The 16491-nt window shown below is 42.1% G+C and carries 12 protein-coding genes; 4 read left to right on the top strand and 8 right to left on the bottom strand.

The window, feature by feature from the left end:
* Positions 1–106: 106 nt before the first annotated feature.
* From ACK4HU_RS16690 to ACK4HU_RS16680, 3 genes are all read right to left on the bottom strand, one after another.
* Entirely contained in the window at positions 107–1411 is a 1305-nt protein-coding gene (locus ACK4HU_RS16690) for a putative oxidoreductase C-terminal domain-containing protein (RefSeq protein WP_409808668.1), read from the bottom strand.
* 304 nt (positions 1412–1715) lie between these two features.
* Entirely contained in the window at positions 1716–3086 is a 1371-nt protein-coding gene (locus tag ACK4HU_RS16685) for a Gfo/Idh/MocA family protein (RefSeq protein ID WP_409808666.1), read from the bottom strand.
* Between the two features lie 30 nt (positions 3087–3116).
* Positions 3117–4085, bottom strand: a complete 969-nt coding sequence (locus ACK4HU_RS16680) for a PmoA family protein (protein ID WP_409808664.1) — start codon at positions 4083–4085, stop codon at positions 3117–3119.
* An 82-nt stretch (positions 4086–4167) separates the two neighbouring features.
* Between ACK4HU_RS16680 and ACK4HU_RS16675 the strand changes: the two genes are divergently transcribed.
* Entirely contained in the window at positions 4168–5088 is a 921-nt protein-coding gene (locus ACK4HU_RS16675) for a ThuA domain-containing protein (RefSeq protein ID WP_409808662.1), read from the top strand.
* A gap of 239 nt (positions 5089–5327) precedes the next feature.
* Here the strand turns inward: ACK4HU_RS16675 and ACK4HU_RS16670 are convergent, their stop codons facing one another.
* The 4 genes from ACK4HU_RS16670 to ACK4HU_RS16655 form a co-directional block, all read right to left on the bottom strand.
* The gene (locus tag ACK4HU_RS16670; protein WP_409808661.1) at positions 5328–5726 is read right to left on the bottom strand and encodes a hypothetical protein; all 399 of its coding nucleotides are present in this window, start codon (positions 5724–5726) and stop codon (positions 5328–5330) included.
* 272 nt (positions 5727–5998) lie between these two features.
* On the bottom strand, positions 5999–6574 hold the full coding sequence (locus ACK4HU_RS16665; protein WP_409808659.1) for a Maf family nucleotide pyrophosphatase: 576 nt from the start codon (positions 6572–6574) through the stop codon (positions 5999–6001).
* Positions 6555–7865 carry a DUF1015 domain-containing protein gene (locus ACK4HU_RS16660; RefSeq protein WP_409808657.1) on the bottom strand — a complete coding sequence of 437 codons (1311 nt, stop codon included), beginning with the start codon at positions 7863–7865 and terminating at the stop codon, positions 6555–6557. The genes ACK4HU_RS16665 and ACK4HU_RS16660 overlap by 20 nt, the downstream gene beginning before the upstream one ends.
* The gene (locus ACK4HU_RS16655; RefSeq protein WP_409808656.1) at positions 7865–9361 is read right to left on the bottom strand and encodes an acetyl/propionyl/methylcrotonyl-CoA carboxylase subunit alpha; all 1497 of its coding nucleotides are present in this window, start codon (positions 9359–9361) and stop codon (positions 7865–7867) included. Before ACK4HU_RS16655 ends, ACK4HU_RS16660 begins: the two co-directional genes overlap by 1 nt.
* Positions 9362–9676: 315 nt before the next feature.
* Between ACK4HU_RS16655 and ACK4HU_RS16650 the strand changes: the two genes are divergently transcribed.
* Both ACK4HU_RS16650 and ACK4HU_RS16645 read left to right on the top strand, forming a co-directional pair.
* Positions 9677–10927, top strand: coding sequence for an aminotransferase class I/II-fold pyridoxal phosphate-dependent enzyme (locus ACK4HU_RS16650; protein ID WP_409808654.1), 1251 nt, complete (start codon positions 9677–9679; stop codon positions 10925–10927).
* A 102-nt stretch (positions 10928–11029) separates the two neighbouring features.
* On the top strand, positions 11030–11206 hold the full coding sequence (locus tag ACK4HU_RS16645; protein ID WP_409808652.1) for a histone H1: 177 nt from the start codon (positions 11030–11032) through the stop codon (positions 11204–11206).
* Between the two features lie 65 nt (positions 11207–11271).
* Here the strand turns inward: ACK4HU_RS16645 and ACK4HU_RS16640 are convergent, their stop codons facing one another.
* Positions 11272–13110, bottom strand: a complete 1839-nt coding sequence (locus ACK4HU_RS16640) for a M1 family metallopeptidase (RefSeq protein WP_409808651.1) — start codon at positions 13108–13110, stop codon at positions 11272–11274.
* 179 nt (positions 13111–13289) lie between these two features.
* Here ACK4HU_RS16640 and ACK4HU_RS16635 point away from each other — a divergent pair, with 179 nt between their 5' ends.
* Positions 13290–16433: a VPS10 domain-containing protein gene (locus tag ACK4HU_RS16635; RefSeq protein WP_409808649.1), complete on the top strand. Its 3144-nt coding sequence runs from the start codon at positions 13290–13292 to the stop codon at positions 16431–16433.
* Positions 16434–16491: the final 58 nt, after the last annotated feature.

The raw sequence follows: 16491 nt of genomic DNA, 5'->3' as shown, positions 1-16491 counted from the left end.
CGGCTGTGCCGCATATACCTCCCCTCCCTTTAATAACCTGAAATCCGGTGGCCGAGCGAAGTCGAGGCCATTTTGATTTACTGGCATAGTAGCGGATAATCATAATTCATTTCAACGCAAACTCTCTTGCCAAAATCGTAGTGTAATACTTCGTGATCATATTTGGTACTTCCCAAGCCGGCATTTTTCCATTTTGGTAATATTCCAAAAACCGCTCGGTCACTTGTGCAAAGTGCGCCTCGTGTCCATTGTGATAGGAATTTGGTACGATCACTTGATATTCACCTGACGGCATTTTCAGGAGATCAATCCCCGGATACTTTACTTGAAGGGTTTCTTTCACCGCTTTTTCCAAATTGGCCAGATCCGAACCAAGTAATTTCACATACAATGCCGGTCGGTAGTTTTCTTCTTTCCCCTGACGAATAATCAGATTTGCTTTGGTTCCACGCATCATACTGTAATGTGTATCTGCGCTTCCTTCAGGCGCTTGGAAATTCCAAATCACACTGACTTTAGCATGTTTACCTTTGAGCGTGTAATTCATTTCTCCGTTGGAAAAGACTTCCAAAACATCACCTTTCATGGATTTTTGAAGGAAATCAGGGAAGGTTGATTTTCCAGTCACATTTTGGAATTGGTCCAAAGTCATGCTCGTTGCCCATCTTTTTGCAGAAAGCATTTGAACATCAATTGTATCCAAAGTTACATCCGGAAATGCTTCCCATTGAATCAAATCGACTAAGTGAGTTGTCACATCAACGATCCCATCCCCTTCTTTTTCCACATCAAAAAACCAATCCGGACGGATCAAAGGAGCTCCGGAAACATACTTGAAGAAATGATGGATGGACTCTTTAGTGATTGCTGGATTTACTTGAGTTCCGTTTTCCAATTCACCAAAAACATCAGAAATCATCGAAAGCTCCCGCTGTAGCAACGTCGTGATTTCAAATCGCTCGGTCATGATATCATACAGTAAGAGATCTTTTTTCCCTGCGATTTGGAAAGCTTTTTTGAGCTTCTGGAAACCTTCGGGATTGATCACCAAAGGCTTGTCAGCATAGACGTGGATTCCATTTTCCACTGCTGCAAGGATGTAATCGATCTTTTGATCATTTTTACCCGCCACCATCATCACATTACCCGGCTTTTGGGAAATCATCTTTTTGAGGTAATCCACACCGGTATATACTTCAAGATTCCACGCCGTCGGATCTACTTCCCGGTTATTGTAGCTAGCAATTCGATTCAAGTGATCTTTTAATTCAGGCCCATCGGGTGCGAAAATATAAATGGTCGAATCCACCACGGGATACATGGACTTATGAATCAATCCGGCATGAAAGTGACCAGGATCGAGCGTCATGATTCTCACTTTTGAATCTGATTCAGAAGTTTCGTTTTTCATTTCTGAGGTATTACAGGAAACGAGAAAAAGGGCCACTATGGCCCCAAAAATTACTTTTGATGAATGCATATTAATTATTTTTTTTACCACAGACCTGCCTGCCGACAAGCAGGGTTCACTGAGAATAAAGTTATTCGAGGTATTAACCAATTTAGAACTTCAGAACTAAATCGACATAGTGAGTTTTTGAGAACACAGAGGTTAAAAGCTTCGCTTTTATGGACGATACAACTTACCAATCACTGTTCACCTCTTACTAATGGCCTCCTGCATCGGTCATCGGTCATCTGACATCCGACCCTCTTTACCCCTTCACAAAATCCGTTCCCCAAGGAGCTCTTTGCGGTCTGCTCAAATGTGAATTGGCTTCGGCATCATTGATAAATTCTTCTTTGACAGGATCCCAAGCTAATTTTCTACCCAGTCTCATTGCAACATGACTGACCAAACAAACTGAGCAAGATCGATGACCAATTTCTACCGGAGATAATAATTCGGCATTTCCCTGAATAGCTTCCAGCCAGTTGCCATGGTGTTCCTTGCTTCTGATCAATCGGATTTCATTTTCACCGATGACTGACTGAAGGATTTTAGGATCAGAAGCATCCAATGCTTTGGCGCTATTTCCCTGAGCAACAGGATCTGAAGCAGAGGCAACATAATTTCCTCTTGAGACCCAAATCCAACCTTCAGAACCTTCGTATCGGATGCCATTAGGATAGCCTCCGGATGTCAGCATCACGATACCATTATCATATTCAGCTTTGACCATGAAGTCGCCGTGAACATTCCAAAGACCTGACCTTGGGAATTCTGCAACAGCTTCAATGTATCGGGGACCTGTCAGTTCTGTATCCATACCCCAAGCGGCAGAGTCAAAATGATGTTGACCCCAACCTGTGATCATCCCGGCTCCATAATTTTCATGTCTCAACCATCCCGGACGACTGTAATCGTTTTGTGGGTGAACGCCAATCTCGGTGTAAGGTACTTGGGGAGTTGAACCCAGCCACATGTCAAAGTTTAAATTGGAAGGTATCGGCATGGCAGGCGCAGCAAGTCCTGCAGGATCCCCTGGAAGTCCAATTCGTACGGTATGAAGCTTTCCAATTCGGCCATTTCTTACCAATTCAGCAGCAATTCTAAATTGCTCACTGGATCTCTGCTGAGTTCCCAACTGAAGGACAACACCAGTTTTATTGACCACATTGACCAATTGTCGGCCTTCTTTAATAGTCAGTGAGGTAGGCTTTTGGACGTAAATATGTTTTCCTGCCAAAGCCGCTTCCATTGCAGGCTGAGAATGCCAATGATCTGGAGTGGAAATGATCACTGCATCGATATCCTTATTCAGGAGCATCTGACGATAATCGCCGTACTGCTTCACATCCATGTATTTCTCGCCCAGCTTTTTGGTGTAATATTCCTCTACCAGCTTTTTACCATCGGCCATCCGCTTGCTGTCTACATCGGAAACAGCTACGATACGGGCGACATCATGTCTCCAAGTTCCAGGAAGGTCATGCTCTCTCGCAATTCTACCACAACCTATTTGTCCAATGTTAATTTTATTGCTAGGCGCATTTTTTCCAAAAACTGAGGCAGGGACGATAGTCGGGAATCCGAATGCGGCAGTGGCCAATGCGGATTTTTTCATAAAATCTCTTCTTTCCATAATGTATTATCAGATTAAATCGGGTTCAAATTATTTAACAAAAGCTCTCCAGTAGGCCTCAGCCTCTTCAGCTGTGAGATCTCCATCGAAGACGATCATTCTATATTTTAAGGAATATCGCTCATTAGGCTGAATCTCCCAAGATTCATGTCGGATCGGGCAAAACTCAATAAACACATTTCCTTCGCCATTATATTGACCAAGGGGCCAAACACGTAAAGGTTCGGGATGAGATTTGTTGGTATTGTGACTGAGGAAAAGGATTCCACTTTGACCGGATTTGTCGGCAGTTTTGCCTTTCACGATAATCCATTTCGCATAGGATCCATCGGCATCTTTTCTGGTTTTCCCATCTGAGGTCAAAATGCTACTGTTGGCATCGCCCCAAAGCTCAGTGGCACGAAAACCGATTCCACCGCCATATCGGTAATCGTCCAACAGAATTCCACCGGGAATTTTTGTGAAAATCGTTGTAGTGTAATCAACCATGTATCTGCCCTTGTCGGCAGGCTTTACCTTGATGCGAAGATCTTCTTCGATAGCCAATTTTTCACTTTCCGGAGCCTTGAGATCAAGATGATTTTGTCGGACATTGAGTTCTGCGGCACCTCCGGCTACTTTTTTGGAAAGAACTTTAGCAAAATCCACTCGCCCTTTTCCATCTCCCAAATTCCAAAAATCAACCTCTCTCCCACTGATTGTTGCCCGAGTCCAAGGTCCCCAAATACCATAATGATGATAGTGGTCAGGTGGCTGCACTCGGCTAAGTACTTGACCACTTGGCGAAGTAATAGGGTGGATAAAACCGGACTTTTTGAAGTCTGCTTTTACTCCGTCAGGTACGTCCGTTGTAGCAGTTTGATAAGTCAAGACACGCTGATTGTCAATCAGGAAATCAATTCCAACAGGTGTTTCTTTTAAACTTACTTTTTGCGAAAACGATGGCGTAGAAAAAAGGGAAAATATGAAGAGGGGAAGGAATAATCTTTTGATACACATGGGAAATTCAGGTTATTGGGGCTTTGGAAGTCAAGTTATTAAAAACTATAAGAAAGAATCCACCCACTGAACCCAATAACCTATGAAGCGAATTATTTTCTACGCAATCGTTTCCATCTTTTCTCTGAATTTTGCCTGTGCACAAAGTTTACCGGAAGTCACTTTAGATCAAGCATGGAAAGACAAAATTCAGGGTTTGGCTCCTGATAAAGCCACTTTCCCAGCTAAAAAGAAAAAGGTATTAGTCTTTTCTCTCCATACAGGGTTTGATCATTGGGTGAGACCGCACACAGAAGAAATGATCAAAATCCTCGGCGAAAAAAGCGGAGCCTTTTCCGTAACAGGTAGCAAAGACATTTCTCTTATGGAACTGAAAAACTTGAAGAAATTCGATGTTCTTGTCTTGAACAATACTAATTCAAAACCAGACCACCGAAATTTGTTTTGGGATAAACTCAAAGAATCGGGGGCTGATTCTGCTGTAGTCATGAAACAGGCATTGAAATTAGAGGCCAACTTAAGAAAGTTTGTCAAAAAAGGAGGTGGCTTATTAATCCTTCATGGTGGCAATACGATGCTTAATAATTCTTGGGATTTCAGTCGCTTAATGGGTGGAAGTTTCGATTATCATCCCCCTCAGCAGACCATTCAAGTGAGATTGGAAGACCCAAATCACCCATTAGTTCAGGCATTTCCCGCAGATGGTTTCAACCATGTGGACGAACCTTATTTCTACAAAAACGCTTATTCCGAACTGGATTTCAAACCTTTGTTGTATTTCAATAATGCAGAAATCAAAAGTCAGCGCAAAGGTCAAGAATTGACCGAAGGTAAAACTTATGTCGCTTGGATCAGAACCGAAGGCAAAGGAAAGGTCATGTACGCCTCCCCTTCTCACAATGCTCAAAGTTTCGAAAATCCTAATTTGCTACGGTTCTTCTTAGATGGACTGCAGTATGTGGCAGGAGATGTGGAGTGTGACGAGTCTCCGATAAAAAAATAATTTTCACCACTGGATAGTTTTACCACGGAGACCACATAGGAAAAATGAGAGGGCACAAAGGATTTGTTTACCCTAACTCTCAGCATTTAGAACTTTAATAATTCAAGAAAAAAGCAGAAGCCTAAAACAAGCTTCTTCTTTTTTTATTACCATCTGTGCCTATCTGAGTTATCTGTGAGCCTAGAATTTAAAAGAACTTAGTGGCTTTAGTTCTTTATGGCAAAAAGAGGTGTTTGCTATCAACAAGGCTCTTCACTCCAAAAAGTAGCTACTTTAATCGGTACTGGAAATGGTGCATAGAGGGCTAAACAAATACCAGAAAAGTTTTCATCGGTATTTGGATCAAAATCTCTAATCCGAATAAATCCAGTATTTGCTTCAGGAACGGTAACCAAAGTGAAAACTCGAATTACATTTAAATATGAATTCCCGTCATAATAGGTAATGGTTTCACCAAGAGCCTTAGAATTTTTGACGGATACTAGCAATCCACCCCCACATCGATCAGGTCCGATCACCTCAATCTCATAACAATCAATAGGTTCCATATCAGACTGACATCTCGACAGCAGAATGCATGCGGTGGCAATGGCAAAAAGAAAGTTTAAGGTTTTTCGAATAAGATATTTGTTAATCATATTTTAAAACGGAAATCTGTTTATGATCGCTACAAGAGTCAAAAACTTCTATTATTCAATCTGACTGGAAAAAGGATTTACCAAGATTATCTGTGCTCATCTGAGTCATCTGTGAGCTAAAAAAATTTATAAATGGGATAAAACAAAACCCTTTTACTCTCATATTTCCTCTATTTGGTGAAAATTCTTTGCGTTCCTTTGCGTCCTTCGCAGTGAAAAGAAATATTAAATATTGTACATCGAACATTGAATGATGAATAACGAAGTTTGTGTCACCACTTCTTCAGCTGCTGATACACCAAGTGTTGCGGAAAACCCATCACCGTGAAATACGAACCTTCGATTCCCGTCACTCCTACAAATCCAATCCATTCCTGAATACCATAGGCTCCTGCTTTGTCAAAAGGCTTGAAATTTCTGACGTAATACCAGATTTCATCTTCCTCCAAAAACCGAAAAGTCACTTTCGCTTCATCTTCTACGGTGATTTGTCTTTTGGAATCTTTCAAAGTCACGGCCGTGATCACCGTGTGAGTCGTACCGGATAGACCTCTGATCATTTCAAAAGCTTCCAAATCGGAATTGGGTTTACCAAGAATTTTTCCCCTTACAATTACAATCGTATCAGCAGTAATCAGGATTTCACCCTCCTCCAAAGGAAATGGAAACCCTTCAGCTTTGAGTTTGGAAAGGTATGCCGCTGCGTATTCAGCCGGTAAATCCACTGGAACAGTCTCATCAACGGGATGAACTTTTACAGTAAAATCAACCCCAAGGGCTTTCAAAAGCTCTTGCCTTCTAGGGGAATTTGAGGCCAAAATGATTTTCTTATCTTTTAATTTGCTCAAAAAAGGCTCCATATTCAAATTCAAATTCTTCTTGTTTGATACTTCCGAAAAGCATTCCTCCCAATGCCTTGGGATAAAAGTAAGTAGATTTTTGAGGCATCACAGCACCCGATTTGCACACCTCCAACACTTGCTCCAATTCGATTTCTCTGGTGATTATCGCAAAGCTCGCCTTGTTGTTTCGAACCTCTCTCACACATCTGGAAAAATTACGTTCAAAGGCCAGCTGATCTGAATTCCGTTGTTGCTCGGCATTCAAACCCAATATTTTCTCGAATAAAATATAGTGTAAAATGACCAAATCAAGATTCCTCAACGCTTCAGGCAATTCAGGTCGAACTGCGTCAAATTTGTCTTGCTTGAATTTAATCACATAAGCTTCCTCCGAAAGGATCAAGCCGAATGACCATTTTCGCTGAAATGTATAATTAACCAATTCATCAGCATCACCAAAAATCCGGACATCAAACCATTCTTTAATTCTATCCAAAATTTCGGTTTCGGATATTTCCAATCCATAAAAAAGCCGATGGGTTGGGAGAATTTTTAGGTGATTTCCGTGCACATTGGTCAGATACATCAGGTGATAATCCGATCCTTTCCATTTAGATTCCGAAAAAGCATTTTGCTGAAGTTTCTTATATTCAATAGCACCTTCCAATCGATGATGTCCATCTGCCAAAATCACTTTTTTATCGGCCAAAACAGTCAAAAACCTCGAAATTACTTTTGCATCGTGAATCACTCCCAACACTTCTCGCACTCCTTGGTAATCCTCCAATTCATAAATGGGAGAAGCAATTGCAGCGTCCATGTAAAGTTCAAGTTCCGTGCTTTCATCTTCATACAATCCATGCGTAGGGCTCGCTTGAATCTGTGTAGCACTCAATAAATCGATCCGATCATTGACAGCGGAGACTATCGTACTCTCATGACGCAGGATTTGATTTTCTTCCCAATCATATGCTTTAATCTGTGCGATAAAGCCCTTTCTACAACGCTCCTCATGATCTCCGGGAAGCCGGAAATACTGGTAATAGATATAAATTCCTGGAATAGGATCTTGCTGCAGAACACCTGTTTCTTTCCATTTTGAGAGGATCCTTTGAGCATTTTCAGCAGGATTTTCTCCCTGAGGAACAGAAAGATGGATACTGTTGAGCGGATTTGCGTAGAGCATTTCCCGTTGTTTTGCCGAAACCACGTCAAAAAGTGGTGCTGTCAAATCTTCCAGATTTTCAGAAAGTGACTCGTTATATCTCCAAGCCTTAAGCGGTAAAATTTCTGCCATCAGACCAGTCGGTTTTTCCAGTTGGTGGTTGGGATAGCATTTAGCGGTTGAGTAGGGTTCACTATGTTTTCTTCCTTTTGAAAAAACTCCACTGCCAAGGCCGCCAGCAATTCCTTTTCCTCATCAGTGAATTCGAAAATCAACTTATCAGGAGTGAAATACTGCTCTACAAATTTTGTATCGAAGTTCCCGGAAACAAAAGCCTCATGCTGAAGCGCAAATCTGCAAAAGTCAAGTGTCGTTTGGATTCCTGTAATTCGGTAGTCATTAATAGCCCGAATCATCCGATCAATAGCATCTTGGCGATTTTCGCCATGAGTGATCAGTTTGGCGATCATCGGATCATAATAGATAGGAATGTCCATTCCCTCTTCGAAACCATCATCTACCCGTATTCCGGGACCTTGCGGCCTCCTGTAAGTGATCAACTTTCCGATATCCGGCAGGAAATTGTTTTTAGGATCTTCGGCATAAACCCGAATTTCGACGGAATGACCGTGGATTTTGAGATCTTCTTGGGCAAAAGAAAGTGGATTTCCTTCTGCTACTAGGATTTGCTCCCGCACCAAATCTTTTCCAGTGATCATTTCAGTAACTGGATGCTCCACTTGGAGACGGGTGTTCATTTCTAGGAAATAAAAATTTAATTTGTCATCGACAATGAATTCCACTGTGCCAGCACCATAATAATTACATGCCTTCGCCACTCCTACCGCAGCCTCTCCCATAGCCATTCTCATCTCAGGCGTGACCACAGCCGAAGGTGCTTCTTCGATTACTTTCTGATGACGACGCTGTATCGAACACTCCCTTTCGAAGAGATAAACCGTATTTCCATGCTGGTCTCCTAATATTTGAATCTCAATGTGTCTAGGTGAAGTGATAAATTTTTCAATGAAAACCGCTCCATCACCAAAGGAAGATTGGGCCTCGGAAACAGCCCGATTCATCTGTTCCTCAAATTCTGACTCAGATTCAACAATACGCATACCCTTACCCCCGCCACCAGCTGATGCTTTAATTAAGATGGGATAGCCGATTTCAGCTGCTCTCTTTTTAGCAACAGGAATATCAGAAATGGCTTCCTCTGTCCCTGGAACCAACGGAATATCATACTTGGCTACAGCTTGTTTTGCGGCAAGTTTCGACCCCATTACTTCAATGGAATCTGGTGATGGTCCAATGAAAATTAACTCGGCTTTAGAGACTTTTCTAGCGAACTCGGCATTCTCTGAAAGAAAACCATAACCCGGATGAATGGCATCTACCCCGAGCTCTTTGCAAACTTGGATTATTTTATCACCTAATAAATAGGATTGATTCGATGGTGGTGGACCGAGGCATACCGCCTCATCTGCAAACCTCACATGAGGGGAAAGCCGATCTGCTTCAGAATAAACGGCAACCGTAGAAATACCCATTTCCTGAGCGGTACGCATGATTCTAAGCGCTATTTCTCCCCGATTGGCGACTAAAAGTTTTTTAATTTTTGGCATTTTTCTCTTGAGAATTATTTGGGTTAGCCCAAAGGCTGAAAGCGAAATAAGTAAATTAATCTGAGCTTTTATCTGTAATTATTTGATTTGAGTTGGCAGATGACCTTTCCCGAACCTGTCTGTCACGGGAATACAGGTTTCGGGACAATCTTACATGGACACAATTATTCCTCTGTGTGACGCTCACTTCTTGCCCGATTTTAGAAGAATAGCGGGCCTTCTCTTTGGATTTTTGGTTTGCAGCGGGTAAAAGTTTATTTTTGACGAATTGGGTGAAAACCCATTTAAATAAGGAACTCTAAATTCAATACTGCTTTGGATCTATTTGCAAAATTAAAAACGAATATGGGCCCTTTGGGCAAACACTCTGAGTTTGCAGACGGCTATTTCTCATTCCCAAAACTCGAGGGTGAAATTGCCCCCAGAATGAAATTTCAGGGGAAAGAAGTACTCACATGGAGTCTTAATAATTACCTCGGATTAGCCAATCACCCGGAAGTACGCAAAGCCGATGCAGATGCCGCTGCCAAATGGGGGGCAGCCTACCCTATGGGGGCTCGAATGATGTCTGGACAGACTAATCTCCATGAGCAATTGGAGGATGAATTGGCTGAGTTCGTAGGAAAAGAAAAGTCTTATCTTCTTAACTATGGATATCAGGGAATCATGTCTGTAATCGATTCCATTTTGGATCGTAAAGATGTGGTTGTCTATGATTCCGAATGCCATGCCTGTATCATAGATGCGTTGAGGATGCATATAGGAAAACGTTATGTTTTCCCTCATAATGATATTGAAAGCTGTGAAAAACAGTTAGAACGTGCTACCAAACTTGCCGCTGAGACCGGCGGAGGGATCCTTGTGATTACCGAAGGTGTCTTTGGAATGACTGGAGATCAGGGAAAGCTAAAGGAGATAGTTGAACTGAAGAAAAAATTTGAATTCAGACTTCTGGTAGATGATGCTCACGGATTCGGTACCATGGGAGAAACCGGTGCCGGAACAGGTGAAGCACAAGGCATACAAGACCAAATTGATTTGTACTTCTCTACTTTCGCAAAATCCATGGCTTCTATCGGAGCTTTCATCGCAGGAGACGCCAATGTGATCCTTTATCTGAGATATAATATGCGTTCTCAGATTTTTGCCAAATCACTTCCAATGTTGCTTGTGGAAGGTGCCTTAAAGCGTCTGGAATTGTTGAGATCACAGCCAAAATTGAAGGATGATCTCTGGAAAATAGTAGAAGCATTAAGAAAAGGGCTTCATGATAATGGATTTAGCACCGGTAGATCAGACTCGCCTGTGACCCCAGTTGTACTCAATGGCACTGTAGGCGAAGCAGCGGCACTTACTAAAGATCTGAGAGAAAATTACGGCATCTTTTGTTCAGTGGTAATTTATCCGGTGATACCTAAAGGCATGATTATCTTGAGATTAATACCAACTGCTGTTCATACCTTGGAGGACGTCGAGGAAACGATCCAAGCTTTCGCTGCAGTAAAAGACAAGCTGACAAGTGGCTTCTACAAAAATTCAGAATTGGCACTTTCAATCCTAGAATAAAAAAAATATTAAAAAAAATGCCCTCTGGATTGAATTAGAAAGTATTTGACCTATATTGAACCATAATAAACTTATCATCAACCTTAAAAATAAACTTTTACTATGAGCAGATTTAGTGAAGTCAAAGATCTCGTAATGGGCCTAGAAGGCGATTTTGAGAAATTCTATGAGAAAGGCAACCAAGCAGCCGGAACTCGAGTGAGAAAAGGAATGCAAGACCTTAAAAACCTAGCGCAAGAGATTCGTACTGAAGTACAGAACAAGAAAAACGAAGGTTAATTCAAAATAAAAAAGGTGGCCAAAAGCCACCTTTTTTTATTAAGGATTTTGTTAAAAAGTGGAGCCTAAAACTCCACTTTATTATTTTCTGGCTGAAGGTCCGCCATCCTTTTACTTGGGTCTATTTCTACAGATTTTATAGTGCTTAGATTTTTTGTAAGTACCAATGTCTTTGTCAAATTAGTCCATGGCCATGCTTCAGTATGAATTCTATTTGGCATTCCTTCTTCAACTGCTTTTTCACCTCTCATTATCACCAAAGGCAAATAGATTGATTCTGAAGTTCCGTCTTTATAGGTTATCACCAAGTCTACAGGCATCGGCATCAGGCCAATTCTTTCCAAAGAAATCTCGGTATTGTTCCCATTTGCCTTTACTCCCTTGATTCCATAATCGATCGTCTTGGTAGAATTCACAAAGTATTCTTTGTACCAATCCAACTCCATACCGCTTTCTTTTTCCATGATTCTGATCAAATCATTCACATTTGGATGTCGGAATTTCCAAGTGTCAAAATATCGGAGCATTGCTCGATCCCGCACATTATCACCAATTACATACCCTAACTGAGCTAAGAAAACGGCACCCTTGGAATAAGCAGCAGCACTATATGCTGAATTAGTATGATAGTGATCTGCGTGAGTGGACATCGGTTCTTCAACTCCTGACTTAGCTAGCCTATAATATCCCGAATACGATCCGCGTAAGGGCTCAGAACTCTCCTGAAAAATACTTGCCATTGCCAGACTACTTGCATAGCTCGTGAATCCTTCATCCATCCAAGGGTAAAGTGATTCGTTTGTTGCCAAAACTCCATGAAACCAGCTATGGGCCAACTCATGAACCATAACTCCAACTAAACTCCCCAAAGGTCGTTGCCCTGTGATCAAAGTGGACATCGCATATTCCATTCCTCCATCTCCTCCTTGCACGACAGAAAACTGTTTGTAAGGATACTGACCAAAGTTTTTGGACAAGTAATCAATCGCTTTTGGCGTGTATTCTTTTAGCTTCTCCCAATTCTCAGTGGTTTTTGGGCCTGGGATATAGAAATGATGTACTGTAATTCCATTCGCCATCAACACTTTGTTGTGCTTGTATTTGGGATCAGCTCCCCACATAAAGTCATGAACCCTTGGAGCTTTGAAATGCCAAGTCAGGGTCTTTCCTGCAGTTGTTGGAACCTTTACCCCTTCATCTTGATAGCCATGTCCGATCTCATTTGGGTTTTGAAGGTATCCTGTTCCACCCAAGACGTAGCTTTTATCAATCGTGATTTTCACATCAAAATCTCCCCAAATCCCATAAAACTCCCGACCGATATAAGGATTGGCATGCCATCCTTGCTCGTCATAGTTAGCCATCTTGGGATACCACTGCGCCATGGAATAGCGAACGCCCTCGTCACTGTCTCTACCCGATCTTCTCACTTGAACCGGCACCTGACCTTCAAATTCCATTTGAAAAGTCACACTGGAATTTGGAAGAATTGGCTCTGTCAGATCCACCTCAAGGATGGTTTCCACCTCCCTAAACCTCACAGGATTTCCATTCATTGTCAAGCTTTTGGTGTGCAGATAGCCAATTTCATTAGGCTTTAACTTAGAGATTCGTGCCGCCACTCTTCTGTCCGGATCGGCGATAGTTCTAGATCGCACATCCATCATCGAACCTGGTTGAAACGCATTGAAATACAAGTGATAAAACACCCGAGTCAAGGTATCAGTTGAGTTATTCGTGTAAGTCAACTCTTGCTCACCTGTAAATTGATTGGTTTGGACATCCATGTTCACGTCCATTTTGTATTGTACTGCTTGTTGGAATCTGCCAGTTTGCCCTTGAGCTACCGAGATTCCCACAAAAAGAAAAAGCCCGATAAGAGGCTTCGTGAAACTTGTAATCATATCGATTTAATTTTTCCTAAAGAAAAAGAAATCTCCTGCATTGCCCAAACCAGCCGTAAAAAATTGAATTTGAATATTCATGCTTCCTACTTTTCCATTCGAATAAAAAGCAAACCTTGAATCCTTGTTTTTGACTTATTTACCAGAGTAAAAGAAAACCACTAAATCAAATATAACAGATGAAAAAAATCTACTTATTGATTTTGGCGGTCTTGTTCAGTTTCGGAATTGAAGCACAACAAGTCAACATGGACATGTTTAAGTCCATGAAAGCCAGAAGTATCGGACCAGGAGCAATGAGCGGCAGAATTACAGCCATCGATGCGATCCATGACAACCCCAATATAATGTATGCAGGATCCGCTTCAGGTGGACTCTGGAAATCTACCTCAGGAGGTATCACTTGGGAGCCGATTTTTGATAATGAAAAAGTCCATTCTATTGGTGCTATTTCCATCTATCAGAAAAACCCAAATATTATATGGGTTGGTACGGGTGAGGGAAATCCCCGCAACTCTCTAAACATGGGTTATGGAGTTTACAGATCCATGGATGCCGGTAAGACCTGGCAAATGATGGGTTTGGAAAAAACTCGAGCAATCCACCGAATCATTGTTCATCCTGACGATCCAAATACAGTATTCGTAGGAGCGATAGGTTCGCCATGGGGTGAGCAGGAAGATCGTGGCGTCTACAAGACCACTGACGGAGGAAAAACATGGAAAAAAATTCTGTACATCGACACTAAAACCGGTGTAGGGGAAATGATCATGGATCCAAATAATCCAAATAAAATATTCGTCAACATGTGGCAGCACAGACGCTATCCATGGTTTTTTGAGTCAGGTGGAGAATCATCAGGACTATATGTTACTCATAACGGCGGAGATGATTGGAAAAAACTTAATGCTACTGACAACGGGCTTCCAAAAGGAAACTTGGGAAGAATGGGCCTGGCAATTTCCAAGGCAAACAGCAGCAAAGTCTATGCATTAATTGAGTCCTCTAAAAATGCACTATACGTATCTGAAGATGGTGGAGAAAAGTTTACCATGATTAATGATAAAGGAGAAATTGGGGACAGACCGTTCTATTATTTTGAAATTCACGCAGATCCAAAAAATGAAAACCGCCTCTACACGCTCTATTCTCGGGTAGGCATCACGGAAGATGGTGGGAAAAGCTTCAGAGAACTCCTTTCCTATGAAGGTGTACACCCTGATCATCATGCCTGGTACATTAATCCTAATGATCCCAATCTTCTGATTGAAGGAAATGATGGAGGTTTGAACATCTCCCGTGATATGGGTAAAACTTGGTACTTTGCTGAAGGCATTCCGGTGGGACAATTTTATCACGTCAATGTAGATAATGAAATTCCCTACAATATCTATGGTGGAATGCAGGATAACGGGTCTTGGACCGGTCCAGCCTATCATTGGAGAGTGGATGGAATCAGAAATTCCTATTGGCAAGAAATCTCTTTCGGAGACGGCTTCGATGTAGTATCGCATCCGGCAAACTCACGCTACGGATATACTATGTCTCAAGGAGGAAATGTATCCCGATTTGACAAGCTGACTGGTCACAACAGAACCATCCGACCGACTCATCCTGACAAAGATGTGTTTCTGAGATTCAACTGGAATGCAGCCATCGCTCAGGATCCTCATGATGTTAACACCGTTTATTATGCATCTCAATTCCTACATAAGTCAACAGATTCAGGCGAAACTTGGGAGATCATTTCTCCAGATTTGACGACTAACGATTCCACCAAGCAGCGTCAGCAGATGACGGGAGGTTTGACCTTTGATATCACAGGTGCGGAAAATCATACTACAATAATTGCAATTGCACCTAGTCCAGTTGACAAAAATATGATCTGGGTGGGAACTGATGACGGAAATCTTCAAGTCACTCAGGATGGAGGAAAAACATGGACCAACACAGCAGCCAAACTTACAGGTTTGCCTAAGGCTTCATGGATTCCACAGGTTCAGGCTTCCCAATACAATGCAGGCGAAGTTTGGGTAGTGGCCAATAACTACCGAAACAACGATTTCGCTGCCTACGCATATCATAGCGCAGATTACGGAAAGACCTTCACAAGAATTGCGGATGACAGCAAAGTTTGGGGTTATACCCTTTCGATCAAGCAAGATACTGAAGAGCCAAACTTGGTTTTCTTGGGAACTGAATTCGGACTTTATGTTTCTTTTGACAAAGCAAAAACTTGGAATAAGTGGGAACATGGCTATCCGAAGGCTGTTTCTACCTATGACATGACAATACAGGAAAGAGAAGCAGATTTGGTCATCGGTACATTCGGACGTGCGATTTATGTCTTGGACGACATCAGACCATTACGAGCTTTTGCTAAGAATGGAGGGAAAATTCCTTCAGGCAAAATCACTGCTTTCCCTGCTCCTGAAGCGTATCAGGCGGTAACTCAAAGAGCACACGGAGAGCGATTCATGGCTGATGCAAAATATGCCGGTGAAAACCGCGCAACTGGTGGAAGAATGAGCTACCTAATCAATGACAATAAGGAAAAACTCGATTCTGTTACAGTAAAAATTTATAATGCTTCCGGTGAGCAAATCAGAACCTTGAAAACACTTCCTGAAAAAGGTGTAAATCGAATCATTTGGAATCTTGACCGCAAATCTACGGCAGAAATGACCGGTGGATTTGGTGGTGGCCAAGGAGGCGGACGTCGTGCTGGCTTCAATGAACCAAGTGGAGGAAGTGCACTTCCAGGCACTTATAAGGCAGTCTTTATTTATGGTGCTGATTCTTCGGAGACTTCAATCAAGGTAAATATGGACCCTAGAATTGATGTGAAACTTGCGGATCTTCAGGCGAAGGAAGCTTTCCTTAAGAAGAATGAAGCCCTTTCATCAGAAGTCACAGCTGCAACGACCAGGTTGAACGATGCTCAGAAGACCATCGACAAGGTCAATGCAATGATCAAGGATATCACAACTCCAGAGGCAAAAGCGTTGGCGGAAGCGACCAAAGACATCAAGAAGAAACTGGACAAGACCAGAGAAGCTTTCTACGGACCAACAAGAGAAGGTCAAGGAATTGTGCGGAACCTCTATCCTACTACAATGACCCGTCAGTTTGTGCCACGTAGCTACGCTAATTCAAGTTTTGGTGCTCCGGGTGCAACTGAAGAGCGACTTTTTACCCAAGCCAAGGAATCCGCTGATGAGGCGATTACTGAGGTCAATAAATTCATGAATGGGGATTGGAAAGCTTTTGAAGAGAAAGTAAAAGCCACTCCGATTGATTTGTTTGAAACGGTGAAGAAGTAGTGGAAAAAGGTCATCTAACTGATACCATTTAATGATCTAGTAATGGCTTCGACTTCGC

The sequence above is a fragment of the Algoriphagus sp. genome (genome assembly GCF_046296635.1).
Taxonomy (GTDB): domain Bacteria; phylum Bacteroidota; class Bacteroidia; order Cytophagales; family Cyclobacteriaceae; genus Algoriphagus.
Note: the sequence above shows the minus strand (reverse complement) of the source record. Positions and strands in the feature narration are given on the sequence as shown.